Source organism: Parapedobacter sp. ISTM3, assembly GCF_016533505.1.
Lineage (GTDB): Bacteria > Bacteroidota > Bacteroidia > Sphingobacteriales > Sphingobacteriaceae > Parapedobacter > Parapedobacter luteus.
In genome coordinates this window covers 1-22,799 of the sequence record NZ_JAENGN010000018.1, presented here as the reverse complement: position 1 = coordinate 22,799, position 22,799 = coordinate 1, and the positions used below count along the sequence as shown (strand labels likewise).

Here is a 22,799-nt window from a genome sequence, read left to right as displayed (position 1 = left end):
CACATAACAAAAATTTTATACATTTTCAGCCGGCCTATAGCCACCGAATCAGCACATACCGCACTACTCGACCCCCAATAACCCGTAGATGCGCTTCGCTATTTCCGAATTATCCACGAATCCCTGAAAATGCTCAGCACCGGGGCCATACGCAGCCAGCGGCACAGGGATTCCCGTGTGGTCAGTCGTGGCAAACCTTCCCAGCACATGGCCGGTTTTATCGTTGCCATCCAGCACCACGAGGCCGCCGGTTTCATGGTCGGAGGTGACGATGACGAGTGTCTCGCCGTCGGCGTCTGCATATTCCAGCGCCTGGCCCACCAACCTGTCGAAGCTCAGGTATTCCGTTACGGTGAAAGGCATGGAGTTGCCGTGGCCGCCGCCGTCTATCTTGGCTCCCTCCACCATGAGAAAGAAGCCGTTGCCGCCGCTCTGTGTTTCCAGGAATTTCACCGAAGGCAGGAATGCATGTTCGATCATGCGGTAGTCGGTGCGTATGCGCCCTTGCTCCTTGCTCAATTTATCCCATTCTTGGCTCACTTGGTCTTCCGCAAACGCCAGCACGCGTTTGCTGCTGCTGTTTTCGATACCCGATACCCCTTGCTGCACGTCAAACCCTTTGCTCCGCAGCTGGCGGAGCAAGGCACTGTCGGCTTTGGCAAACGCCGGATGGAAGCCCCCAACGACCAGCGAAAGCTTGGAGTCGAGCAGGCCACGGGCGACACTGTCCGACAAGTCGCGCTCGCTCACATGGGCATAGAACGAAGACGGCGTCGCCCCGGTCACGCGGTCGTTCGACACAATGCCGCTCACCATCCCCTTCACGGCGAGGCGGTCGGGAATATTAGTCACGGGATTGCCTAAGGTATCCACGCCGATATGGCGGTTGCGGGTTTTGACGCCCGTAGCCAGCGCGCTGCCTCCCGCGGCAGAGTCGGTATGGCTGTTATCCGTCGAGCCGGTATATAAATAACCCGTGTAGGGCATATTGAGCACATTCAGCAATCCGCGGTTGGCAATGGCCGCCGCCCAAAGCTGTGACAATCCGGCTCCATCACTGATGAGCAGGATAACGTTGCGCGGTACGGCGGCGCCCGGTTTGGCGCCATAGCGAGGCTGGTAGGGCACATAAGGCGCTTGTTCCTGGTAAGCATATCGCGGGTAGTTGCGCATAAACTCCGATACCCCAATCGGGTCATCGGTATTGATGTAATCAATCCCCAGCTTCACCCATTCGTACCATGTGGTTCGCGTATCCGGGGTTGCCCAAAAGCGTATTTTTTTATCAAGGCGGTGTACCGAATCCACGATAGCCGTTATCTTTTTCAAATCCGCCTCGGTGAGCCTTCCGAGGCCGTTCCACTTGGAGACGGAAGAGAAAGACGCGCTGAATAAGCCGATGCGTGCCAGCTGCTCGGGGGTATAATGTACGCCCAAATCCCCGTCAAAAAAGAAGATCTCATCGAAGTCGGCAAAGTTGGCGGCTTTTGGTTTTTTTCCGCTCACGACCAGTTTTACCGCCTTGGGTTTGTTCTTGCTGTCGAAATGATTCCGGTAAGGCCGCAATTTTTCGGTCAGCACGTTGAGGATAGCCGTACCATCCGTTTTCGGGTCTATCAGCAGTTGCAGTTGCCCCTGGTCGGGATAAAGATACCCGTCTTCCGAGTCCTTGAAAGCTTGGAGTATCGGTTGGAGATACAAGTTGTCAAACGTGCGTTCACTGCTGATTTCCTTTGCTTCATGAGCCACATACAGTTCCCCATCGCGGAAGAACAAGTCTACCTCAATCGAGCCGAACCCCAGACTATAGGCGAGGGTAAACGGGTTGTTGCGGCTGTAATCATTATGGGAGTGCGCGTTGCCCACGTAGGCCACGGGGCGGATTTGAGAAGACGCCGATGCCGCCACCAGCAATGCCGCCGCCAGCCCCAGTATATGGATGATGTTTTTCATGTTTTATCGATTCAATCATTGCCTCATTTGACAATAAGCAGTATACGCCCGCAAAAGTGGCGGAGCTGTGTTAACTTAATGTTGAACCAAAATTGTCTTTAGGTAAAGACTGACTCCGGCAACCCATGCCACTGCTACCCCTTTGCAAATACCCTTTTGCCCACTGTCATGACGGCAACCGCGATGATTCCCGCCACCAGGCCGATCACCATTTCTTTAAGCAATGGCGGCAACACGGGCAGAAAATGGTGGAGGTAGTCGATATTGTGCACGAATATACCGCCCGACACCAAGATGAGCGCGATGGTACCGATTACACCCAACGACTTGATCACCACCGGCAAGGCGTTTACCAGCAGATGCCCCAGCCCAGCCAACCACCCCTTATCGTGCGAATGTTTAATCAGCCGGAAGCCCACGTCATCCATCCTTACGATAAGCGCTACAATGCCGTACACCCCGACCGTCGCCAGCAGCGCAACCACCGAAACGTCAGGATCTGTATCGATAGACTTTTATCCAGCACCGTCCCCAGGGCAATGATCACGATCTCTATCGACAGGATGAAGTCGGTGGTCACCGCCGCCTTTATTTTTGCCCTTTCGGCATCCCTCCCGTTCGTACTCCGCTCTTCAATCACTTCATGCCCCTTCTTCGGCCGGTGGAAAAGGTATTCGATAATTTTTTCAGCACCTTCATAAGCCAGGTAAAATCCACCCAAAATCAAGATGATTTTAATCGCCACCGGCAGAAACACATTGAGTGCCAAGGCTACCGGAATGATGATCAGCTTATTGAGCAGTGATCCCTTGGTGATAGCCCAGAGCACCGGCAGTTCCCGGGAAGCCAGGAAGCCCGTCGCTTTTTCGGCATTCACCGCCAGGTCGTCGCCCAATATACCGGCGGTCTTGCGCGTCGCTATCTTGCTCGTCGCGGCCACGTCGTCCATCAAAGCGCCGATATCGTCCAGAATTGCAAAAAATCCCGATGCCATGTTGTCGTTGGTTTATCTGGCTATAAAAATATCAATTAAAATCATTCAACCGATCAGGTATTCAACAAGGCTGGCAGCGGGGGGCTATCCACGTTAATTAAACGACCGCCTGAAGGCAAGCGGCGAAAGGTTTGTTTTCGTTTTAAATAATTTGCTAAACGATTGCGGATGTTCAAAACCCAGCGCATAAGCAACCTCACTCACCGATGAGTTGGTGGTAGACAGTTTCTCTTTCGCTTTTTCGATGAGCTTGTTATGAATATATTGCTGCGCGTTCTGCCCGATCAACGATCGCAGCATGTCACTTAGATAACTGGGCGACCGGTTTACATGCTCAGCGAGGTACTGAACCGTGGGCAAACCCTGGCTCAGCGACTTTTCGCTGTCAAAATAATCGTCCAGCAGATCTTCAATTTGTTGCAGCAGTTCATTGTTCATGGCCTTTCGGGTAATGAACTGCCGTTTGTAAAAACGGTTGGCATAGTTGAGCAACAGCTCAATCTGTGAGATCACCACATCTTGGCTAAAATCATCGATTCTGCCATGCAGCTCATTTTCGATCATCTCGAAAATGGAAATCACGGTTGTTTTCTCCTGTTCAGAAAGGTGCAGCGCTTCATTGGCCGAGTAAGAAAAAAAGCCAAACTGCCTGATCGTCTTCGCCAACGGGTAATTCCACAAGAAATCCGGATGGATGAGCAGCGTATACATCGAACAGTTGCCCCCATCAACGCCATCGCCGGTCGAGCCACCGATTATTTGGTTGGGCGAAGCAAACAACAACCCGCCTTCATCAAAATCATAATACGCCTGGCCATACCGGAGTTTTCCGCCCAGTTTCGGCTTGTACGATATTTTGTAGAAACTCAGCACGTGAGGGCGGCAAGGCCCGCCTACCCCACCGGGGCTATTCGCCCCATTGATTAAGCTTATCAACGGATGCTGTGGCTGCGGTAAGCCAAGCACCCGATGCGCGTCTGACAGCGAATCAAACTTACGGTGGTCTACTTCTTCCTTTTTCATTTTTTAAGCCCTTAATGCCACGATGACCGATACTGTTTTAAATATCGGCTATCGTGGCACCGTTACCAAATTTTTTTTCGTTTCCGTATCGTTTATACCGATTTACCCTGTGCGGAGCTGGAAATATGTTCCCATTCCTCCCACGTTGCCAGCCGCTCGGCATACGCAGCACGCACCCAGGGCAGGTTATGGCTGCCGAGGAAAAACCGCAGCGGCGGATGCTCAGCGTCCACCACGCTGAACAGCGCTTCCGGCGTCGCTTCCGGATCGCCCCTTTCCATCGTTTTCAGCCGTTCGGCAAACTGTGCTTTCAAATCGGTGTAGCTATCCAGGCTAGCCGCAAATTTCAGGGACTGCTGGCTCCCGAATTCGGTAGCATAGGCACCCGGTTCGATAATCGTTACCTTGATCCCGAACGGTTTGACCTCCTCGGCCAAGCTTTCATGGATAGCCTCGAATGCCCATTTCGATGAGCAGTAGTAGCCGATTACCGGCAACGTCACATGGCCGAGGTTGCTCGATGTACCCATGATATGGCCACTGCCCTGCTTTCGCAGCAATGGCAGCGCCGCCTGAATCACCGAAATGGGGCCGAAAATATTCGTATCATAAAGTGCCCGTACTTCCTCCACGCTGGCCTCTTCGATGGTGCCTACGAGCGAATATCCCGCATTATTCAGCACAATATCAAGCCTTCCGAAGTGCGCATGCGCTTGTTCCACGGCAGACGTCACTTGGTCGGGCCGGGTGACGTCGAGCTCCAGCGTCAGCACGTTTGCCCCATATTTATCGTTAAAATCGGCGATGCTCGGCAGGGCGCGTGCCGTAGCCGCTACCCTGTCGCCGCGTCTCAGCGCGGCTTCGGCCCAAATGCGCCCAAAACCCCGGGAAGCGCCCGTGATGAACCACACCTTACCAGCCCCGCCTGCCGTCGGCGGGGTGCCGTTATTTTCCTGTTGCTGTATCATATAATATATTTTGAGATTTCATGATATCACAAAGGTGAGGATGTACGGCAGGTTGCCTGTAGTCAAATTGCGGATATTTGTAGTCAAAACGGGCGACAATAAAAGCCGCCCCGCAAACGCAGGGCGGCCGCACAGGTAGGTGCTCGGTCCGATCAGTTGTAGCCCGGATTCTGCGGAAAAGCCTCGGCGCCGCCGGCGGTACGGTCTATCTGATCCTGCGGGATGGGGCGCCGCACGTGGAAATCCCGGATATTGTCGCCCCCATCGGGGTTGTGGGCGCGCACGCGTTCCACCAACGTATGCGTACGCACCAAATCGTACCAGCGCAGTTGCTCGCCGAGAAGTTCGCGCCCGCGCTCCTCCAGGATGAGATCCAGCGAAAGATCACCAGGGTCTACCATCATCGCGGCACGCCGCCGGGCGTCCTCCGCCTCATCCAGCCCGTCATATGCAGCCCTTCCGCGCACCCTGTTGAGGTACTCGGCAGCCTTCGCCGGGTCACCGGCATACATAAACGCTTCCGCGGCGATGAGGCAGGTTTCCGCCAAGCGGAAGGCCAGGAAATCCCGTGAGCCAAACTCATAGTTCATATCCGGCCGCTCCGGATCGAGAAATTTGGTGAGCGTCGGATACAACTTTTGCGTATAGTCCGACGGTTCGATGACCATAAAGTCCTTGGCGGCGCGCACTTCAGGGTCGAGCTCATACCCCGGCAGCCACACCGCCGTATCGCCCAGCTCATAGGTTACCTCCTTGCCGTCTACGGTATACGTGCCGGGGTTGGTACACAGGTACACATCCACAAAGCTCTTGCGGTACCGCGTATCATTCTCGCGGTCGGCAAAAAGATATCCCAGCGTATACATGGTCGGCATAAACCGCTTCCAAGGCTGCCCGTCGCGTACATTGCGGTTCATGCCGGGCAGCACATCATATTCCATGAGGAAGTAGCGATGAGCGGCGTTGCCCGTGCCATCGGCGTCCGAATTAGCGCCATTGGTGATCGCATTTCGGGTATACTGCACCGCCCAGATGACCTCATCATTCCGCTCGCCGGATCCCTGCACGAATACATCGGCAAAGTTGTCCAGCAGGCGGAATTGGTAGCCCGTGATGACCTGTTCAGCCAGCGCGGCGGCTTCCGTATAGTCCGTATCTTCAGCCGCTTCCGAAGTCGCGCGGGTGAGCAGCACACGGGCGAGGAGGTGCTCCGCCGCCGGCTTGGTGGCGCGCCCGTAGTCGGGCGTGGTAGCCGGGAGCTGGGCTATCGCTGTCCGGAGGTCATCCACGATCACCGCATATATGTCCGGTACAGGCGCGCGCGACGCCTCGGTCGTCACTTCCGTCGTTTCGGCGGTGGCCAGGTGCACCGGCCCAAACTGCTGCACAAGTGTGAAGTAGTAGTAAGCCCGCAGGAACCGCGCCTCCGCCGTGCGGATGATCTTCACTTCCTCGGCAAGCCCCTCCACGCGGTCGGCACGGTCGATAACCGTGTTGCAGGCATTGATGCCGATGTACAGGTTGTTCCACAGGTCGCGTACAAAGCCCGTCCGCGGATCAAACTGCGATGTATATTCATTCACAAATTTATACGCCCCATCCGAGCCCATGGTGTAGGTATCCGTGCCAAAGACGGTCATGGTCATGCCCATTTCGTTGGCATGGAACGTACGCAGCGTGGAGTAGGCCGCTTTGACACCATCTTCAAACCCCTCGGGAGTAGACAGGTGGTTGTTGCTCACCTGGGAGCGGATTTCTTCGTCGAGCATACGCTGGCACGAGCTGGCAAAAGCGATCACCAGCACGGCATATAGGATTGAAATCTTGTTTTTCATCACTTTTAAAATTTAACATTCAAACCGAGGAGCCAAGTACGTACCGGCGGGGTATCCACCGGCAGCTGCTCGCTGTCACTATTGAAATCGATTCCCTCGGGGTCGACGCCCTGGTGTCTGTTGACGTAGGACGAGACGATAAGCGGTTGCTGTGCGCTCACGTACAAGCGCAGGGATTGCGCTTTGATGCGCGCCGCCCAGCTTGAGGGAAAGTTATATCCCAGGTTGATGTTCCGGATTTTGAGAAACGAGCCGTCGAAGTAAGCCATGGACGTGCTATACACCGGCCGCTCCTGGTTCTGGTTTGGCCGCGGGTATGCGTTGGTCGGGTTGTCAGGCGTCCAGTAGTCCACGTTGAGGTTGTTGTACCGGCCAAACAACGTATTATTGGCTTCGTGAAACGTGCTGTATATCATATTGCCCACGTTGAAGAAGAGGAAGACCGACAGGTCAAATCCACGGTATGCAAAGCGGTTGGTGAAGCCCCCGGTGAGCGACGGCCGGTTGTTGCCCAGGATCACGCGGTCCAGGTCATTGATGACCCCGTCGCCGTTTTGGTCTTTGATTTTGATCTCGCCGGGCACCCGGCCGTAAGACGCCGCAGCTTCAGCCTCATTGGCTTGCCAGATGCCTATTTTCTCAAAATCATAGTACACCTGTATCGGCTCCCCGATAAACCACCGGTTGCCGACGTCGTCCTGCGCACCGCCGTACAGCTCCAGGATACTCTCCTTGTTGGTTGCAAAATTGAGATCGGTCGTCCAGTTGAACCCCCGCTCATCCTCCGCCTGGATGTTGACGGTTGACAGGCTGAACTCAACGCCCACATTACGCGTAGCGCCGATGTTTTCCAGTACCGAGCCAAACCCACTGGTAAAGGGCAGCTGCCGCTGCATGAGCAGATCCCGGGTATCCTGCCGGTAGTATTCGGCGCTTCCGGAAAGCCGGCCGTTGAAGATCGAAAAATCCAGCCCCACGTTGAGTTGGCGGGTCGTCTCCCATTTCAGGTTATCGTTTTGCAGCTGGTTGCGCCTGAACCCGAAAGCGCCCGTTTCGTCAAAGGCATAGGTGGTGCGCGCCAGCAGCCCCTGCGTGCCGTACGGGGCGATGCCGGTGTTGCCCGTCTCGCCGTACGTGGCGCGCAGCTTGAGCAGATCAAAAAATTCGGCGCCCTCCATAAACGACTCGTTGCTGATGTTCCATCCCACGGCCACCGAAGGGAAAAACCCATAGCGGTGGTTGCGCCCAAAGCGCGAGGAGCCGTCGATGCGGGCCGTGAGGGTTACGAGGTAGCGGTCGTCATACCCATAGTTTACACGGCCCATGTATGAGAGGATATCCCACTGTTCGAAAGAGCTGCCCGTGCCGAGGATCTCTTCCGCCGCCCCGAAGTTGTAATACTGCATCTCCTCCACCGGGATGCCGCGCACACTGATGTTGGTCGCTTCAAACTGCCGGTGCTGGATGCCGAACAAGCCCGTCACTTCCAATGAATGCCGGTCGTTGAAGACCCTGTTGTACCGCACCAGGTTTTCGAGCGTATAGTTGAATACGAGGTCTTCATTGCCCTGCGCGGCAGTAGACCCACCCAGGCGGGCATTGGTATACCGGCCCTGAAAGTTTCCCACGCGGTTTTGAATAAGGTCGGGCCCGAAGTTGAGCCGGTAGGTGAGCCCTTCGGCCAGCTGCACCTCACCGTAGAGGCTGCTAAACAAGCGCATGCGCTTGTTGCGGTTGAGCAGTGCGCCCGGCACCAGCTCGCTCAGCGGGTTGCTCCGCAGCCCATCGGGCGTAGGCAGGAAGACAAGCTCACCATTTTCGTCGTACGGCACCCCGAGCGGATTTTCCAGCAGCGTATCGTCATACGGGTTGAGGTTTTGCCCGTTGGTGATGCTGTAGTTGCCCAATATGGAGGCACCGATGCGTATCCGCTCGCCGATGTCGTGGTCGAGATTCAAGCGCAGCGCATAGCGGTTGAAGTCCTGGATGGGGATGATCCCCTGGTCGTTCATGTAATTGAGGCTGATGTTGAAACGGGTTTTCTCACTGCCGCCCCGCACGCTGAGCGAGTGGTTCATGCTGTGGCCGGTTTGCAGCATCAGGTCCTGGTAGTCGGTGCTCCGCCCCAGCGCTATGGACTCCAGCTCCACGGGCGAAAAGAGCCCCGGCGTATTGCGGTCTGCGTTGGGGTCGCTGTCGTCATAATCGCCCGTGGCCCGGCGCGATTCGCGCTTGAACTCGGCAAACCTTGACCCGTCCATCATCTCAATCTGCTTATACACGTTGGACATGCCGAACCACGCGTCATAACTTACCACGGTTGCACCGGTCGCGCCGCGGTTGGTAGTGATGATGACCACCCCGTTGGCCCCCCGCGAGCCGTAGATAGCGGTGGCCGAAGCATCCTTGAGCACCTCCATCGAGGCGATATCCTGGGGCGGGATGTCCTGCAATCCGCCCGTGATGGGTATTCCGTCGATGACATACAGCGGATCATTACCCGCAGAAAACGAACGGTTTCCACGGATGCGCACCGTAGCGCCGGCACCCGGTTTGTTGCTCGTATTGGTCACGAGCACCCCCGCCGCACGACCCTGCAGCGCCTGCGACGCCTGGGTCACAGGCACTTCCGCTATCGCCTGTGCATCCACCGACGATACCGCGCCCGTGATATCGCGTTTGCGCTGCGTGCCGTAGCCCACCACCACGATCTCGTCGAGTTCGTTGGCCGCTTCGGCCTCCATGGTTACCACGATTTCGCCGGAGCGATCCGCCCACACAGGGTATTCCTGCGTCACGAAGCCGATGTAGGATACCACCAAGGTGGCCGTATCCGCCGGCAGCGTAATGGCAAAATTGCCCCATTCATCGGTCGAAGCTTTGGTTTCGCTTCCCTTGACGCTCACCGTAGCCCCCGAAAGGGGCTGCTGCGCGTCATCCACCACTCTTCCGCGCACCTCCTGCTGGCGGCTCGGCACATGCCGGTTGCCCATCATATCGGGGCTACGCGCCTCAGACGGGTAAGTAGCCAGCATCAGCCAGCATCCCAAAAAAACAACGGATTTTACTTGTCTCATAAATTAAGCATTTAGACATTAACTGGATATTACATTTACTTCTTTTCTGAAAACCACGTTGACGGAAAACCACCGACAAGCCAGTATCTGCCATTCGTATCTGGAAGGTTATCGCAAAACCCATTTAGCAATGTTGGCCGGAACCGCGGGAGCCTATGCAATCCCCCTGTTTATAATTGGCTCCACAGGCGAAGTCCGTCCCTTCACGGGTGCAGACCGTCGCTGATAGACAAGGGTAAAACGCACAAGAAAACCCCAAGGTTTGACCTGTTTAAGGGTTTTTTTACGAAAACGTTGTAGTAGCGTTTATGGCGCATAGGTTTTTACTACGCCGCAAAACAGCACCCATCAGGCCGGCCCTCGCCGGCAAAGCTGTGCGGCAGGGGCAATAGTTTCCGTGATTTTGAGTTATTATTAATAGAAGTCACCTGGTTTATCCAGGCGTTATAGGATACTAGAACAAAGGGTTTTACATGAAGCAGCTACCGTTCGTGTCACTGCTTTTGCTCGCACTGGCCAACATGCATCCCACGAAAGGCCACGGGCAGGCGGGCAGTGCAGACACATCAATTTCAAGAGACGACACCAAATTTGTACAGACACTCATCGACAACGCCTCTTCGGGAGATACCGTGCACCTGCCGGGCGACCGGGTATACCGCATCCGCACCATCCACCTCAGGCAGGGGGTAAGCCTGCGGAGCAACGGGATGATCAAGCAGCTGCCGCCGCACGTGGCCGAAGACTTCACCTGGGCCAAGCAATACTCCGATTATCCCCTTTTCTACGGGCACAACGTCAAAGACATCCACATCAGCTTCCGGGAAGCCCATACCTACGGAGAGGCCGTGCGTCTGGACAGTTGCGAGCGCATCACCATCCATCACGCCAAGGCGATCGGCGACTCCACCAAGCTGCTTTCCTTCGCGGGGTTCTACATCCACCAAAGCCGCGCTATCCATATAGACCACGTGGAGGTGGCCGGCTACGGCATGAAGCGGCGGAGCCCCGATTATTACCAGCGCGGCACCGGCATACGGATACAGACCTGCCAGCAAATCCGCATCCGCGGCAGCCATATCCATGACAATGCAGAAAACGGCATTTTCCTTCATAGCTGCAGCGATGTGGCGATCCATGGCAACGACATTCACCGAAACGGGATGAGCGGCGTGCAAGTAGCCTTCGGATCCATGGGTGTCGAGCGCGATTACCGTATCACGCGCAACAAGCTTTTCGAAAATGCGGCCGATGCGATTGATATCAACAATCCTGAAGCCTCCCGTACAGTGGCTATCAACGCTTACATCGCAGAAAACATCAGCAAAGGCAACGGCTGGGTCAACGGCACCGAGACCCGCGATGGCTCGGGCATTGCCACCCTGGTAGGTCTCAAGCAGGTGTTGGTCAAGGGCAACCGGTCTGAGCAGAGCAACCGGCCGGCCGTCTACATCCGCGAGTGCGACGGCGTGAACGTGATAGACAACAAGTCAGACAATTTTGCCGAGATCGTCGGCAGGCAGGGCCAGATCCGCCTGGTCAAAAACACCTTCACCGGATTGCGTGTCCTGCGCGACCTCAGGGCAGAAAAATTGCAGCTCGACTCCAACCATATCGGCTACCTGGCCCTGCATAATGACATCCAGGTAGACAGCCTCGTGTTTATCGGCAACAACCTCAAAGGCAACATCAATTTCCACCTGGAGGGCAGCCTCGTCTTCAAAGACAATCTGCTTTCCAGCCGGTCGCCCCGCGGTGCCATTTCGCTGCGCAAGGTAAACGAAGCAATCCTGAGCGGCAATGAGATTACGGCCGATACGGCCGTCGATGCGCTGACCATCCATGGCGAAGCCTCAAACGTAGTCGTCGAAGCCAACACCATCCTATCAACGGCCGCCTGCATCCGGGATGAAGGGGCACCGGAGCTAAAGGTTGTCGGCAATACGTTTGCCCGCAGCCCCGGGAATGCCCCTGCGCCCGCCTTTGTCTCCCGTAGCCCCAATGCGCTGCTGCTCAAGGACAACATCTATCCCCAGCACGAAGGCATTGAAGCCCCGCGGCTCATTGTCATTGAGCAAGAAGGTTCGGTGACGATGGATAGCGTAGCTCGGGCACTGTTATAACCGCTGGCGGCAAAAACGCATTTTCCCGATGCCTTATGCCGTACTTAGCGCCTCACGGCCAGGCTCACTTACCGTCCTCACATCGCGCATGAGCGTACCTTAGCACTTTGCGGTCTATGTAGAACGTTCCGAAAGGAACCAGGCACGCAAGCAGTACTTTCCAGGTCGTTTCGCTGAATTTCCATTTCTGCTCAATACCTACACTTAACGTATTGAACACAAACAGCAGAAACAGCGCGCCGTGGGTGGGTCCCATCATTCTGGACAGCTCAGGGACATCCGCCCAATATTTCAAAGGCACGGCGATGAATACAAGAATAAGCAGTGAAGCGCCCTCCAAATATCCGATAAGGCGCAAGCGTCCGACCTGTGTTTTCAACAATGTTTTCATTTCTGTTCTGTCTATCTGAAATAAGGTCTGCCAGCAAGGGGCGAAAAAGGCCACGGGATGGCAATAAAAATAACAATAAGCGCCACCAAATACCACGCAAGCATGGCCCCGAACTTTTCCTTATCAGCCAGCCTCCGTTTGGCCACAGCCGAGCCGATGGTGATCACGGCGATAGCCAGCAGCATGAGCAAGCCATGTATCAAGCCGAAAAACAAAAGGTCAGCACGCTCCTTGGCATTGTGAAAGTCCTTCATGAAAAATCTGGTCAGCGGACTTTGGAAATACAACGTCATTCCCACCATCAGCTGAATATGCGCAATCGTCGCTGTCCAATGCCGTATGGCATTGTCGGCTTTTGAAAATTTCGCACCACCGTAATATCCCCGGCAAGCCCTGTATAACGAAACGACGAGGCTAATCAATACCAGCCAGCGCAATGAAGAATGCAAAACAATAAGCACCTGATACATCTGATTTTTTTTGACAGCCAAAGGTATAAAAAAAACATACCACTTAGTATGTTTTAAGGCAAAAAAATTACTTCAGTGTTTCCAGGTACAGCTTAAGCTGTTGGAGGTAAGCCCGGTATACCGATTTGCTGTTGGCCAGTTTCCCCATATTTCGGATACCCCAATACCCCGACATGATAAACACTGCCACTTCTTCTTCCGAAACGTCCTCTTTTATTTCACCCCTTTTTTTACCATTCGCTATGCACTGGATTATTCCGTTTTTCCATTTGGTTGACAAGTCGTTTAGTGCCTTGGTAAAATCCACATGCCAGGGTGCCATTTCCAGGGTAAAATTTGCCGCCGGGCAGCCGTGTTCCACTTTCAAAAATTCATTGGCCATGAGTATATCTTCCATCATGTTGTACACGATCCGTACCGGATCGCCATCCGATTGCAGCGGCCTGATAAACGTCGCCTCAAACGTAGGCACCAGCAATTCCCTGATGATGGCCACTCCCATTTCATCCTTATTTTTGAAATGGTAGTAAAAAGCCCCCTTCGTCACGTTGGTGGTCGCCAGGATATCGTCTATGCTGGTCGTTTGATAACCCCGTACGTAAATCAATCCGAAAGCCTTCTGAAGGATGCTTAAACGGGTAGCTTCTGCCTTTTTCATCATGGATACTACCTGGTATTTTTTACAAAGTAAGGGATTTTCCGCTGATTTTTAGTTGGATTTGTTTAAACCAACATCCATGCCCGGTATGCCGCCGACGCCTTCGGGAAAGTCGATACCTTCTTTAACAATACCGCAATCGAGAACGTCGTAAAGCCCATCGCCGAGTATCCCGGGATTAAAGCGTCCAATCATTTACTGTAACTGAATTCGATCCGCATCGGGCGCCCGTCGATTGGCTGGCCATCCACCTGAGTATACCGATTAACAGCCGTTACGCGACCAGCGGCGTCGAATTCATACTGGTATTCGACGTCCGAAGTATACCCATAGTCGAATGAGCGATAGCGCGATCGTTTCAGCAAGTTCTTACTATGTTTGCCCATGCCGGGCTCCCATCCCGATCCGGCGTGGGAGTTGACCTGAAAACGAATTAGCCCTTGGTTCCAATCCTCATAATTGGCTTTATCGGTATGATACTCATAAGTCGTTTCCTCGTTGAAAGTGCCGGTTGTAACCGCCTTGATGAGGTTGCCGTTTTCATACTCGTAGCTGTAGGTATGTTGGTACGCAGTAGGGTCGCTCGACCCAGTCAGCACACCAGGCCCATCCCACGGCGCCCCCTTCGTTTCCTTTTTCACAAGGTTCGCAGCCGAATTGTAGGTATAGGTTGCCTCATATTCTGCGCCGTTCCAGTCGTAATTATAAATCAAATGCGCAGGATAACCGTTGTCCCCCATCGTGAATGTTGCCCGTTGGTAAACTATCGGATCCAAACGTTGGTGTGCCACCACGGTCACTGTATTTCCGCTGTATTCATAATAGCACTTCCCGGATACCAGCTTTGCCCATTACGGTCGAGTGCGGAAGGTAATCAGCAAAAATGCCAGGTCTACCATTGCCGTGAGGTCAACCCTGGGTTGCAGCCTGCTCGATAAAATAGCACTTGAAAACAGGACGTCAACCAAGATAACACCAAAGGAACGAAATGGACAGAGAAAAACTACAATTAGCGCTGCATCTGTCAGACAGGGAATATTTCCGAAAGTATTACCTAAAGCCCGCTTTTGAGCTTACTTGGCCGCGTTGGGATTTGCAGCCATCAGACTATTCAGGAACGTGGTCTTTCCAGCACCGAGATATCCGGTAAGAATGGTTACCGGCCGGGATGTTCCGTCCGTCGTGTTTTCACGATATGTTTCCATGATTGTTCTCCTGTTTTGAAGTCAATTCCGTTGATGCAATGTCATAAGTGGTTAAGCCAAGTTTGCCAAGCCTGTCGCGGATATCGTCCGAAAGTGCAAAATTCCGCTCTGCCCTTGCCTTCGTCCGGATGTCTGCAAGAAGATTCAGCAATTCCCTCGTCAGGTCCGTATCCACGTCCACTGTACTGTTCCCGTCTGCAATACCGAGCACATGCTCCATGAAACCGCGGAAAGTATGCAAAGCAAGCTGCCATGTTTCCGATTGAAGGGGAATGCGCGTAAAATTCGTCCCGATCCATTGAAGGGCCTTGCCGAGCGTGAAGAGCACGGCGATTGCTTTTGCCGTATTGAAATCGTCGCCCATGGCCGTATAGCAAGCGTCGCACTGGAATTCCACCTGCATATCCAGCGACTTATCCGGTTCTCCCAGAGGCAGCATTTCCATCCGGTCCAGCGTCTTCAGGTAATTGTTCAACCTTTCCAACGCCGATTCGGCTGCCTTGAGTCCCTTATTCGAAAAATCCAGTTCACCTCCATGATGGGATTGCAGGATAAACATCCGCACGGTGAGCGGATCGTAGGAGTTTTCGAGTAGGGAATGTTCGCCGGAAAACAGTTGCGGTAAAGAAATGAAATTCCCCTTTGATTTCGACATTTTCTGCCCTTCCAGCGTGACCATGTTATTATGTATCCAGTAATTAACCGGTGCTTTACCGAATGCCGCTTTGGCCTGCGCGATTTCGGCTTCGTGATGCGGGAATTTGAGATCCATACCCCCGCCATGGATGTCGAACGGGAGACCGAGATATTTCAGGCTCATCGCGGTACATTCGATATGCCAGCCGGGGAAACCACGTCCCCAGGGCGAATCCCATTGCATGATATGAATGGGGTCTGCTTTCTTCCAGAGCGCGAAATCCTCGAAATTCTTTTTCCCGTCGGTTCCTTCCAGTTCCCGCGTTGCGGTAAGCTGGCCTCCAACTGTCCGACCCGAAAGTTCGCCATAGGGATATTCCCCCGCATACCGGTGTACGTCAAAATACACGGATCCGTTGGCCACATAGGCGAAACCGCGCTCAATGATCCGGGAAATGATGGCAATCTGCTCAGGGATATGGCCTGACGCCACCGGCTCAATGGACGGGGGCCGGACACCAAGCCGGCGCATGGTTTCCCTGTATAGATTGGTGTAATGCTGGGCTACTTCCATTGGTTCAAGTTGCTCGGTTCGTGCCCTGCGTAAGATTTTGTCTTCGCCCAGCCCGTTAAGCTCATCCTCGAGGTGCCCGACATCCGTGATGTTCCGCACATATCGCACCTTGTATCCCAGAAAAGTTAAATAGCGGAAAATAGAATCAAACGTTATTGCCGATCGGGCGTGACCAAGGTGAGGTTCACCGTAAACCGTCGGACCGCAAACGTACATACCCACCATACCCGGTTGGAGGGGGATAAACGGCTCCTTCTTTCTCGTCAGGGAATTGTAGATAAGGAGCGGATATTTTTTTACTGGCTTGGCCTCCATGCGTGGTTATAAGTTCATGAATGTCCGAGTCTAATTTTCTTCATAAATTTACTTATTAATGGGCAGCCGATTCCGTCTGAGGCAGTCCTGGCAGGTTCCGGAAAACCAAAGTACAGCGCTGTCGACGAGGTGCTCCCGCATCGCCTCCATGTAGGATTTTGGAAGCTGTGGCAGGCCATGGACCGTCCCGCAATCCTTACAGCGGAAATGGGGATGCAACGCCTTGCATTCGTCATCGTGGTATATATAGCGCGCCACGCCGTCGATATCCACGATACGCTCAACCAGGCCTTTGGAATGGAAGTCCCAGAATACGCGGTACAAGGTCACCCTGTCCGCTTTATCACCGAAGTGGGCCTGCAACTCCGGCACTGAAAACGATCGATTCGAGGTGATGAGCATCTTCAATATGGTGCGCCTCATACGCGTTACCCGCATTCCGTGTTCCCGCAACAGGTTTGACAGATCTTCCATAATCGCTTTTGTTTATATCATTTTGAAGAATTCTTCCCTGCACTCCGCCTCAAGGAATGCACCTCCGTATTCCAGGGTGGTCGTCCCGCTATATGGATCGCGGATGCCCTGAGTTCGTTAAATATCTGCAGTGTCAGTCTTTCCTGTACCTGCGGCCTGCGGGCATAATATTCCACAACACGGTTGATTTTGGATAGACCTATGACCTGTTTTTCCCCAATGTATCCCACATGTGCCCGCCCGATGAGTCGTTCTTCCATATGATCGGTTCTTTTTTTACCGGGGTTCCTATTCCATACCCGGGATGAATTTCAATTTACCTGTATCGATGTCATAATCCCTGTAAAAACAGGCTTTGCGGTTCCTGCCATCCCTGCCGATCGTATGGCATACGCCCGCACCGTCGAGGGTGACCTGATAAACCAGCACATCCTGATCGCAGTCCACGAGGATCCGGTCTACAGATAGCGTATTACCCGAGGTGGCACCTTTGACCCACAGTTCGTTTCGGGAAGTGCTCCAGAATGCAGCCTTACCGTGGGTACAGGTAAATTCGAATGCGTCGCGGTCGGTGTAAGCCTGCATGAGTATCTGACCCGAAGCGCTCTCCTGTACGGTCACCGGAATCAGTCCGCTCCGTTTGCCGAACTGGAGTTCCAGCCGGTCGGTTTCCTCCAGCACTTCCGGCGGTGTCCCTGCCGGAGATGTGCTTGTCACAGGCGCCGATGGTTTTCGGGGTATGGGATCATATCCTGATGTTCCCCAGGGATGGCAGCGCGCCAGTCGTTCCAGCCCCATCGGCACACCTTTCGTTATGCCCCATTCGCCGATGGCCTCCACCATATACTGCGAGCAAGTGGGTACATGCCGGCAGGATGGAGGGAACAGTGGTGAAACCAGCACTTGGTAAGCCCGGATGGGTAAGATTACCAGTGTACGTAGAAATGAAGAAGATGTTTCCATTTCAGATATTTTCGGGGAATTCGTCCTTCCACAGCGTGTAACGCCAATCGTCCGCCTCCTCTTCCGTGAGCAGGCACTTTTCCAGATCACGCAGATGCTTCTCTTTGTCCAGATCCTGTCCGATGAAGACCAGTTCCGTTTTCCGGTCGGCCCATTGCGGGTGCCAGCGGCCCTCGATGGAATCGCGGTGCTCGAGGTAATCCGCATAGCGGTAGCGTTCGGCCTCCGGAATACTGCACCACCATGCGCCCGCACTCTCGATACGGAGGCTGCCGCCCGCCTGGCTGAAGCTGATGGCCATGTTGGGCCGGGAGGCCATCCAGAAAAGCCCCTTGGCACGTATGACTCCTGTCGGGTAATGTTCATTCAGGTACCGGTACCAGCGTTGAGGATGGAAAGGCCGCTGCGTGCGGAAAACAAAGGAGGATATACCGTACTCTTCCGTTTCGGGCGTATGCTCGTTTTCCAGTTCCCTTATCCAGCCTGCGGAGGATGCCGCCTTCTCGAAATCGAATGACTTGGTACCCAATATTTCGCTGGTATCCACTTTCCCGAAATGCGACCGGATGATCCTTGCATCGGGGTTCAGTTTCCGTATGGCGGCCTCCAAGGTGCCTACTGTTTCATCCGATACCAGATCCGTCTTGTTGAGCACAATGACATTGGCAAACTCAATTTGGTCGGTAAGCAGGTTCACAATTGTCCGCGTGTCGCTTTCATCGTCGGTCATGTTTCGGTCTTGCAGGGTCTCGTCGGTTCCGAAATCCCTGAAAAAATTATAGCAGTCTACCACGGTCACCATCGTGTCGATGTAACTGAACCGGGAAAGGTCGATGCCGTTGTTTTCGTCCACGTAGCTGAATGTCTGTGCCACCGGTACAGGTTCTGAAATACCCGTACTTTCGATAAGCAGGTAGTCAAACCTGTCTTCCCTGGCCAGCCGTTCCACCTCCACCATCAGGTCCTCCCGAAGTGTACAGCAGATACAACCGTTGCTCATCTCCACCAGCTTTTCATCCGTGCGCGAAAGCGTGTTCTCCCGCTCTACCAGTTGGGCGTCAATATTCACTTCGCTCATGTCATTGACGATGACGGCGACTTTGAGGTTTTCCTTGTTGTGCAGCACATGGTTCAATAGGGTGGTTTTTCCCGCTCCGAGGAATCCGCTCAATACAGTTACGGGTAATTTTTTTGCTCCCATAGATTTCCTTTTTTTATAGTTGTATCGTTATCTAAATGTTCCATGCATTGTCTTTATTCAACGTATCCGTTCAAGGGCGATACGGCTGAACCAATCCACTACGCGCTTGTGGTGCTCCTCACCATAGAGCCGGATGAATTGCTGCGTTTCCGGCAGCTCGGGGTTGTTGTAGACGTTAAGCCGTTGCCGTGCAAAAGCTGCCGTCAGCGGTATCCGGCACTGCCGCTCGATGCAATCTTTCCAGCTTTCGAAATCCTGTGGTATCATATCGTTGCGTTCTGGTCGGTCAAAACTATAAATTAAATTTAACAAAAGCAACTAAGTTGCAATCGAAAAAACAATGTATTACCTTTGTTGGGCTTGGAGAAAATCAAATAACGTGGCATTGACTTAATATTAAACTGTAACAATCAAAAAATGGAACAAAAACAATTCAGCGAAAAAATGGTGATTGACACCTTGCAACTTTGGTGCGACAATGTGGTTCTGATCGGTAAAATCTATTCTGAAGGTGGAGATGTAGCCTCAGCTGCCGATAAAGTGCTGAGTGACAACTATGACTATGACAGTGGCAAAGTCCTATTCAAGCCGACACTGGCCTATGGGCCGCAAACATTCAGACCCACCAAAGAGGGAGCCCTTGCTTATTTCATCGGAGGAAACAGCAATTTCCCTGACGACAAAGGATTCAAATTAAAGCCATGGGTAAAGGTTTGGTTTAATAAGCTTGATTACATACTGCATAACGATCTGGCTATTGTCCAATGCAACGTTCATTTTATTGGGGCCGATGATAGCCACATTTTTGTAAACAAAAGCTTTGTATTCAAAGTCTGTGACGACGATAAAATTAGAATCATTTTACATCAATCATCATTGCCCTATAACCCGGGGCCTGTTGCCTAATGCGAAAGTGCTTATATATGATTTGCCCAACTGACCAGCTTGAATCTGCCATCAATGCCAGATTTGAAGGCCATAATTATTTTTATACCACGCTCGGCAACACGCTGATTTTGGATAAAAATACAGTTGGGCAAATCGTGGCACTTTTAGATAAAAACAGCATTAGGAAAATTACATTTATATTATCTGAAGACAATTGCATCGTTCTGGACGCATTAAAAAATCAACATTTCCTTACAATCAAAGGGTTAAATGGACCTTACGCCCATTTGCAGAAACACAAAAAACATGTGTTAAGTTCCTGGGATGCAGAACACCAACACACCTTGATTCTTTCGCATCACCTGAATCAAAAAATAAAAGAATTAAAAGCAGGGCTTCAGGGGCTTCTTACCACTCCACCTTTGATTAACGGGAAATTATTTTCAGTGCATACAAAGGACTTTAGACCCATACATTCCGATTTGGTATGTATGTATTCCGGCAATTTAAGTTAATCCTGACAATGGCATTGCGTTTTTTAACTTGGTTCTGCAAAAGAGGGTTTCCGGCATGTGTGCTGATGCTGCTGTCATTGACAGTAAGTGCGCAGCAAGCGGATCCGACCCATCTCGTTGATCACAAACCCTTGATGAACGCTGTCTGGGAAACGTTCGATCAGCTGATGTACAAAGTGACGCACAAAGACGGGCAAACGATTTATACACCTCATTTCCCCGAATCGCTTAAGCGTCTCGACGGTAAAACGGTAACCCTAAAGGGGTACATGGTACCCATCGAGCCGGGGCGTCGCCACCATGTCTTCCTGCTGTCGGTGCTGCCCATATACCAGTGCATGTTCTGCGGACAGAACGGCATCCCGCCCATGGCTGAAATAACCATGGCCGACAACACCAAGCTCACGTTCGGCGAGGAGCCCATTACCATCAAAGGGACTGTCTTTCTGAATGGGGAAGATGAAAACCGCGCCGAAATACAGCTGCGTGGGGCCACGAAACTGGCAGAAAGCAAATGATACAATTAAATAATCGAATATAGAGCAATGAGGCCTACTGGTCCGGGAGGATAAGCGGGCAGGAACTGATCGACTCGGGGAAGGAAATCCGCCGGAAAAACTGGCTCCTGCAACGGGATGCCGGTATTGACCTGATCCCATCGGGTGATTTTTCGTTTTAAGACCAGGTACTGGATACCTCGCTGATGGCCCACGCCGAAATAATACGCTCCGTTTTCCCAAGCTTTGTCTCCATCGATGGGGCTGGGAGCAGGCATGGCCAGCGGGCGTATCACGCAAACGAAGCTGCCTGTAGGTGATTTAGCACGACATGAACGGGCTCCTCCCCCACTCGAAGCCCGCAACGCTATAATTTGGATTCAGCGATGCGGAAGGCAATCGATACATCAGCAGCCTTCGCGGCATTGCACCGATTCCGGTTATCCCACAAAGTCGCTGTCATCGTGCCTTCGAGATAGGTCTCACCGTTGGCCGTCTCAATCTTGGAGATCGTGATGCCACCTTCCGATGCCTGGTATTTAGTGTGCCCGCCGGGTTCACATACTTTCCGCCACGTATCTGGGCGAGAATAAGAGTCGCCATGAATAATTTGCTGCAGGATGGCTTTACCTTTCTGCCCTGCATAGGAAGATCCGTCGTACCATGCAAAAGTACCCGTCCGGGCGGTGGGCCCCATGCCGTTTATCCATGCGTAGAACATTTCGCTTTCCGAAAAATTGCAAGACAGAAACAAATCTTCGCCTGCAAACCAGTAGTAGAATTCGCCGGGTCTGCCGGTGAATTTTTTTCCGTTGAGCGTACCGTAAAAATAGGTGTCAGCGGCCGGCAAGGTCACTTCAGGAGTTGTCTTTCCGCTTGTCAGCAAAGCGGCACAAAGTAATAGCAGTGTTTTCATCGCCACAAAGGTAGCGTGCGGTTAGTGCGCATTTCTCCGTACCACACCGCAGTCGGTGTTTTCCGTAGTGCTACGAGGAAATTGAAAAGTCGTAGCTAAAAAAAACCGTTGTCATTGCTTTCAAGGGTTTCCCGTACTCGATCGGACAACTTACTTTGGTCTGCTAAAGCCCAAATGCATACGTGAGTGTCAAGCAGATAGTACATATTTACATGTAATCTTTTAAGTCATCTAACGGCTCATTGAAGTCCTCAGGAAGCTTTATTTTGCCTTCCAGCAGTCCAATTTTCACTTTCCCTTTCAGAACCTTTTCAGCGCTGTCCTGCCCCGTGAGAAAAGTAATCATTACTTCCGCTTTAGACTTTACTGGAGGCTCTTCGATAAACGTTATTTTACCATTTTCATAGATTCCTTTTATCGCCGTGTACATAGCTATCTCCTTTACGCAAAGATAAGCTATTTTTTCTAAAACTAGATGAAGGCCATTTACTCTCCAAATACCGCAAATACCTAAGCAGTATTCTGGAAAAGATTTTAGTCTTACCAACGACCAACGCCTCAAATTAGATTACGCAGTAGAGCCGCGGCCAGCTACCGTGGTGAAGTTTGACGTGGCATGGCGCAGCAAAGATGCGTTGCACTTAGTCAAACCGGTGAGCTTCGATTTGAGCCGGCAGGATGTCATCACCCGCAAAGCCTACCAATATTATGGGCAGTTTCTGGATTTGGAGGACGTGGCCACGGAAAACAACTACGCATTTGACTTGCTACTCGCCAAGCCAAGAAATCGCAACCTTTTTAAGACCTATGACAACGCCATAAGATTGTTAGAAAAACCAAACCGTGTCCATCCTGCAGACTGCCCTACTGGATACGTACTTCCCCGAGCAAAAAGCTTACTTCCTTGCGGCCAAGCACAGTGGTGAAGGTTATCTGCACGATGCGGAGGCGTATATCCTTCAAGAACCGGAGGCGCAATATAAAACCATTCGCATCGACACCGAGGAAGATATCTTTGTACGCAACAGGCTGTTCAATCGGCACATCCTACGGCTTTACCAAAGCACCTGCTCGTTCACCGGCATGCGTTTGGTATCACGGCATGGCCATAGTTTCGTTGACG

24 protein-coding genes and 3 pseudogenes are annotated in these 22,799 nt (G+C 52.6%); 7 read left to right on the top strand and 20 right to left on the bottom strand.

The features are described from left to right. Positions 1–63 precede the first annotated feature (63 nt). The 6 genes and pseudogenes from JHJ32_RS19265 to JHJ32_RS19240 all read right to left on the bottom strand — a co-directional run bounded on the left by JHJ32_RS19265 (position 64) and on the right by JHJ32_RS19240 (position 9,850). Positions 64–1,953 carry an alkaline phosphatase gene (locus tag JHJ32_RS19265; protein ID WP_200122079.1) on the bottom strand — a complete coding sequence of 630 codons (1,890 nt, stop codon included), beginning with the start codon at positions 1,951–1,953 and terminating at the stop codon, positions 64–66. A 134-nt stretch (positions 1,954–2,087) separates the two neighbouring features. Then, positions 2,088–2,902: pseudogene (locus JHJ32_RS19260) on the bottom strand (DUF808 domain-containing protein). A gap of 138 nt (positions 2,903–3,040) precedes the next feature. Continuing rightward, a complete protein-coding gene (locus tag JHJ32_RS19255) occupies positions 3,041–3,970 on the bottom strand; it encodes an AraC family transcriptional regulator (protein WP_200122078.1) in 930 nt (309 codons plus the stop codon). A gap of 92 nt (positions 3,971–4,062) precedes the next feature. Next, positions 4,063–4,938 carry an SDR family NAD(P)-dependent oxidoreductase gene (locus JHJ32_RS19250; RefSeq protein WP_200122077.1) on the bottom strand — a complete coding sequence of 292 codons (876 nt, stop codon included), beginning with the start codon at positions 4,936–4,938 and terminating at the stop codon, positions 4,063–4,065. 152 nt (positions 4,939–5,090) lie between these two features. Further along, on the bottom strand, positions 5,091–6,773 hold the full coding sequence (locus tag JHJ32_RS19245; RefSeq protein WP_200122076.1) for a RagB/SusD family nutrient uptake outer membrane protein: 1,683 nt from the start codon (positions 6,771–6,773) through the stop codon (positions 5,091–5,093). Between the two features lie 5 nt (positions 6,774–6,778). Next, entirely contained in the window at positions 6,779–9,850 is a 3,072-nt protein-coding gene (locus JHJ32_RS19240; RefSeq protein WP_200122075.1) for a TonB-dependent receptor, read from the bottom strand. A gap of 473 nt (positions 9,851–10,323) precedes the next feature. On the opposite strand from JHJ32_RS19240, the gene JHJ32_RS19235 reads away from it, so the two are divergent. After that, positions 10,324–11,973: a right-handed parallel beta-helix repeat-containing protein gene (locus JHJ32_RS19235; RefSeq protein ID WP_200122074.1), complete on the top strand. Its 1,650-nt coding sequence runs from the start codon at positions 10,324–10,326 to the stop codon at positions 11,971–11,973. 64 nt (positions 11,974–12,037) lie between these two features. On the opposite strand, the gene JHJ32_RS19230 is transcribed toward JHJ32_RS19235, so the two are convergent. The 5 genes from JHJ32_RS19230 to JHJ32_RS19210 form a co-directional block, all read right to left on the bottom strand. Next, complete coding sequence (locus JHJ32_RS19230; protein WP_200122073.1) at positions 12,038–12,364, bottom strand: DUF3817 domain-containing protein; 327 nt, start codon at positions 12,362–12,364, stop codon at positions 12,038–12,040. 11 nt (positions 12,365–12,375) lie between these two features. Beyond that, complete coding sequence (locus tag JHJ32_RS19225; protein ID WP_079718454.1) at positions 12,376–12,834, bottom strand: hypothetical protein; 459 nt, start codon at positions 12,832–12,834, stop codon at positions 12,376–12,378. Between the two features lie 67 nt (positions 12,835–12,901). Then, positions 12,902–13,495, bottom strand: coding sequence for a TetR/AcrR family transcriptional regulator (locus tag JHJ32_RS19220; protein ID WP_233632765.1), 594 nt, complete (start codon positions 13,493–13,495; stop codon positions 12,902–12,904). 48 nt (positions 13,496–13,543) lie between these two features. Beyond that, positions 13,544–13,687: a hypothetical protein gene (locus tag JHJ32_RS19215; RefSeq protein WP_200122072.1), complete on the bottom strand. Its 144-nt coding sequence runs from the start codon at positions 13,685–13,687 to the stop codon at positions 13,544–13,546. Beyond that, positions 13,684–14,283, bottom strand: coding sequence for a hypothetical protein (locus JHJ32_RS19210; RefSeq protein WP_200122071.1), 600 nt, complete (start codon positions 14,281–14,283; stop codon positions 13,684–13,686). The genes JHJ32_RS19215 and JHJ32_RS19210 overlap by 4 nt, the downstream gene beginning before the upstream one ends. Positions 14,284–14,480: 197 nt before the next feature. Here JHJ32_RS19210 and JHJ32_RS23255 point away from each other — a divergent pair. Further along, positions 14,481–14,525, top strand: a pseudogene (locus tag JHJ32_RS23255) (hypothetical protein); the annotation flags it as partial. 40 nt (positions 14,526–14,565) lie between these two features. Here the strand turns inward: JHJ32_RS23255 and JHJ32_RS19205 are convergent. From JHJ32_RS19205 to JHJ32_RS19175, 7 genes and pseudogenes are all read right to left on the bottom strand, one after another. Next, the gene (locus JHJ32_RS19205; RefSeq protein WP_200122070.1) at positions 14,566–14,697 is read right to left on the bottom strand and encodes a GTP-binding protein; all 132 of its coding nucleotides are present in this window, start codon (positions 14,695–14,697) and stop codon (positions 14,566–14,568) included. Next, positions 14,681–16,222: a cysteine--tRNA ligase gene (cysS, locus tag JHJ32_RS19200; RefSeq protein ID WP_200122069.1), complete on the bottom strand. Its 1,542-nt coding sequence runs from the start codon at positions 16,220–16,222 to the stop codon at positions 14,681–14,683. Before cysS ends, JHJ32_RS19205 begins: the two co-directional genes overlap by 17 nt. Before the next feature lie 48 nt (positions 16,223–16,270). Then, entirely contained in the window at positions 16,271–16,696 is a 426-nt protein-coding gene (locus tag JHJ32_RS19195; protein ID WP_200122068.1) for a Fur family transcriptional regulator, read from the bottom strand. 116 nt (positions 16,697–16,812) lie between these two features. Next, positions 16,813–16,938 (bottom strand): annotated as a pseudogene (locus JHJ32_RS23250) (GTP cyclohydrolase I); the annotation flags it as partial. Positions 16,939–16,984: 46 nt separating this feature from the next. Further along, complete coding sequence (yidD, locus tag JHJ32_RS23070; protein ID WP_200122067.1) at positions 16,985–17,659, bottom strand: membrane protein insertion efficiency factor YidD; 675 nt, start codon at positions 17,657–17,659, stop codon at positions 16,985–16,987. Position 17,660: 1 nt separating this feature from the next. Next, a complete protein-coding gene (locus tag JHJ32_RS19180) occupies positions 17,661–18,860 on the bottom strand; it encodes a GTP-binding protein (RefSeq protein WP_200122066.1) in 1,200 nt (399 codons plus the stop codon). Between the two features lie 57 nt (positions 18,861–18,917). Beyond that, positions 18,918–19,127 (bottom strand): hypothetical protein, encoded by a 210-nt coding sequence (locus JHJ32_RS19175; RefSeq protein WP_200122065.1) that lies wholly within the window; start codon positions 19,125–19,127, stop codon positions 18,918–18,920. 150 nt (positions 19,128–19,277) lie between these two features. On the opposite strand from JHJ32_RS19175, the gene JHJ32_RS19170 reads away from it, so the two are divergent. The 4 genes from JHJ32_RS19170 to JHJ32_RS19155 are packed head-to-tail and all read left to right on the top strand — an operon-like array spanning position 19,278 to position 20,942. Beyond that, positions 19,278–19,766 (top strand): hypothetical protein, encoded by a 489-nt coding sequence (locus JHJ32_RS19170; protein ID WP_200122064.1) that lies wholly within the window; start codon positions 19,278–19,280, stop codon positions 19,764–19,766. 17 nt (positions 19,767–19,783) lie between these two features. Continuing rightward, a complete protein-coding gene (locus JHJ32_RS19165) occupies positions 19,784–20,263 on the top strand; it encodes a hypothetical protein (protein ID WP_200122063.1) in 480 nt (159 codons plus the stop codon). Between the two features lie 8 nt (positions 20,264–20,271). Beyond that, positions 20,272–20,781: a hypothetical protein gene (locus JHJ32_RS19160; protein WP_200122062.1), complete on the top strand. Its 510-nt coding sequence runs from the start codon at positions 20,272–20,274 to the stop codon at positions 20,779–20,781. A gap of 50 nt (positions 20,782–20,831) precedes the next feature. Beyond that, positions 20,832–20,942: a hypothetical protein gene (locus JHJ32_RS19155; protein ID WP_200122111.1), complete on the top strand. Its 111-nt coding sequence runs from the start codon at positions 20,832–20,834 to the stop codon at positions 20,940–20,942. A gap of 185 nt (positions 20,943–21,127) precedes the next feature. Here JHJ32_RS19155 and JHJ32_RS19150 read toward each other — a convergent pair whose 3' ends face one another. Together JHJ32_RS19150 and JHJ32_RS19145 are read right to left on the bottom strand one after the other, a co-directional pair. Continuing rightward, positions 21,128–21,676: a hypothetical protein gene (locus JHJ32_RS19150; RefSeq protein ID WP_200122061.1), complete on the bottom strand. Its 549-nt coding sequence runs from the start codon at positions 21,674–21,676 to the stop codon at positions 21,128–21,130. 208 nt (positions 21,677–21,884) lie between these two features. Then, positions 21,885–22,106, bottom strand: coding sequence for a DUF2281 domain-containing protein (locus tag JHJ32_RS19145; protein ID WP_200122060.1), 222 nt, complete (start codon positions 22,104–22,106; stop codon positions 21,885–21,887). A gap of 413 nt (positions 22,107–22,519) precedes the next feature. On the opposite strand from JHJ32_RS19145, the gene JHJ32_RS19140 reads away from it, so the two are divergent. Further along, positions 22,520–22,799: hypothetical protein (locus JHJ32_RS19140; RefSeq protein WP_200122059.1), on the top strand; the 280-nt coding region annotated here is incomplete at its 3' end.

What these genes read in the sequence shown, in the direction of transcription:
- JHJ32_RS19265 (WP_200122079.1), bottom strand. Translation starts at nt 1,953, where the DNA reads ATGAAAAACATCATCCATATACTGGGGCTGGCGGCGGCATTGCTGGTG.
- JHJ32_RS19150 (WP_200122061.1), bottom strand. Translation starts at nt 21,676, where the DNA reads ATGAAAACACTGCTATTACTTTGTGCCGCTTTGCTGACAAGCGGAAAG.
- JHJ32_RS19170 (WP_200122064.1), top strand. Translation starts at nt 19,278, where the DNA reads ATGGAACAAAAACAATTCAGCGAAAAAATGGTGATTGACACCTTGCAA.
- cysS (WP_200122069.1), bottom strand. Translation starts at nt 16,222, where the DNA reads ATGGAGGCCAAGCCAGTAAAAAAATATCCGCTCCTTATCTACAATTCC.
- yidD (WP_200122067.1), bottom strand. Translation starts at nt 17,659, where the DNA reads ATGGAAACATCTTCTTCATTTCTACGTACACTGGTAATCTTACCCATC.
- JHJ32_RS19230 (WP_200122073.1), bottom strand. Translation starts at nt 12,364, where the DNA reads ATGAAAACATTGTTGAAAACACAGGTCGGACGCTTGCGCCTTATCGGA.
- JHJ32_RS19195 (WP_200122068.1), bottom strand. Translation starts at nt 16,696, where the DNA reads ATGGAAGATCTGTCAAACCTGTTGCGGGAACACGGAATGCGGGTAACG.
- JHJ32_RS19255 (WP_200122078.1), bottom strand. Translation starts at nt 3,970, where the DNA reads ATGAAAAAGGAAGAAGTAGACCACCGTAAGTTTGATTCGCTGTCAGAC.
- JHJ32_RS19245 (WP_200122076.1), bottom strand. Translation starts at nt 6,773, where the DNA reads ATGAAAAACAAGATTTCAATCCTATATGCCGTGCTGGTGATCGCTTTT.
- JHJ32_RS19225 (WP_079718454.1), bottom strand. Translation starts at nt 12,834, where the DNA reads ATGTATCAGGTGCTTATTGTTTTGCATTCTTCATTGCGCTGGCTGGTA.
- JHJ32_RS19250 (WP_200122077.1), bottom strand. Translation starts at nt 4,938, where the DNA reads ATGATACAGCAACAGGAAAATAACGGCACCCCGCCGACGGCAGGCGGG.
- JHJ32_RS19235 (WP_200122074.1), top strand. Translation starts at nt 10,324, where the DNA reads ATGAAGCAGCTACCGTTCGTGTCACTGCTTTTGCTCGCACTGGCCAAC.
- JHJ32_RS19215 (WP_200122072.1), bottom strand. Translation starts at nt 13,687, where the DNA reads ATGATTGGACGCTTTAATCCCGGGATACTCGGCGATGGGCTTTACGAC.
- JHJ32_RS19220 (WP_233632765.1), bottom strand. Translation starts at nt 13,495, where the DNA reads ATGATGAAAAAGGCAGAAGCTACCCGTTTAAGCATCCTTCAGAAGGCT.
- JHJ32_RS19165 (WP_200122063.1), top strand. Translation starts at nt 19,784, where the DNA reads ATGATTTGCCCAACTGACCAGCTTGAATCTGCCATCAATGCCAGATTT.
- JHJ32_RS19205 (WP_200122070.1), bottom strand. Translation starts at nt 14,697, where the DNA reads ATGGAAACATATCGTGAAAACACGACGGACGGAACATCCCGGCCGGTA.
- JHJ32_RS19180 (WP_200122066.1), bottom strand. Translation starts at nt 18,860, where the DNA reads ATGGGAGCAAAAAAATTACCCGTAACTGTATTGAGCGGATTCCTCGGA.
- JHJ32_RS19145 (WP_200122060.1), bottom strand. Translation starts at nt 22,106, where the DNA reads ATGTACACGGCGATAAAAGGAATCTATGAAAATGGTAAAATAACGTTT.
- JHJ32_RS19160 (WP_200122062.1), top strand. Translation starts at nt 20,272, where the DNA reads ATGGCATTGCGTTTTTTAACTTGGTTCTGCAAAAGAGGGTTTCCGGCA.
- JHJ32_RS19240 (WP_200122075.1), bottom strand. Translation starts at nt 9,850, where the DNA reads ATGAGACAAGTAAAATCCGTTGTTTTTTTGGGATGCTGGCTGATGCTG.
- JHJ32_RS19175 (WP_200122065.1), bottom strand. Translation starts at nt 19,127, where the DNA reads ATGATACCACAGGATTTCGAAAGCTGGAAAGATTGCATCGAGCGGCAG.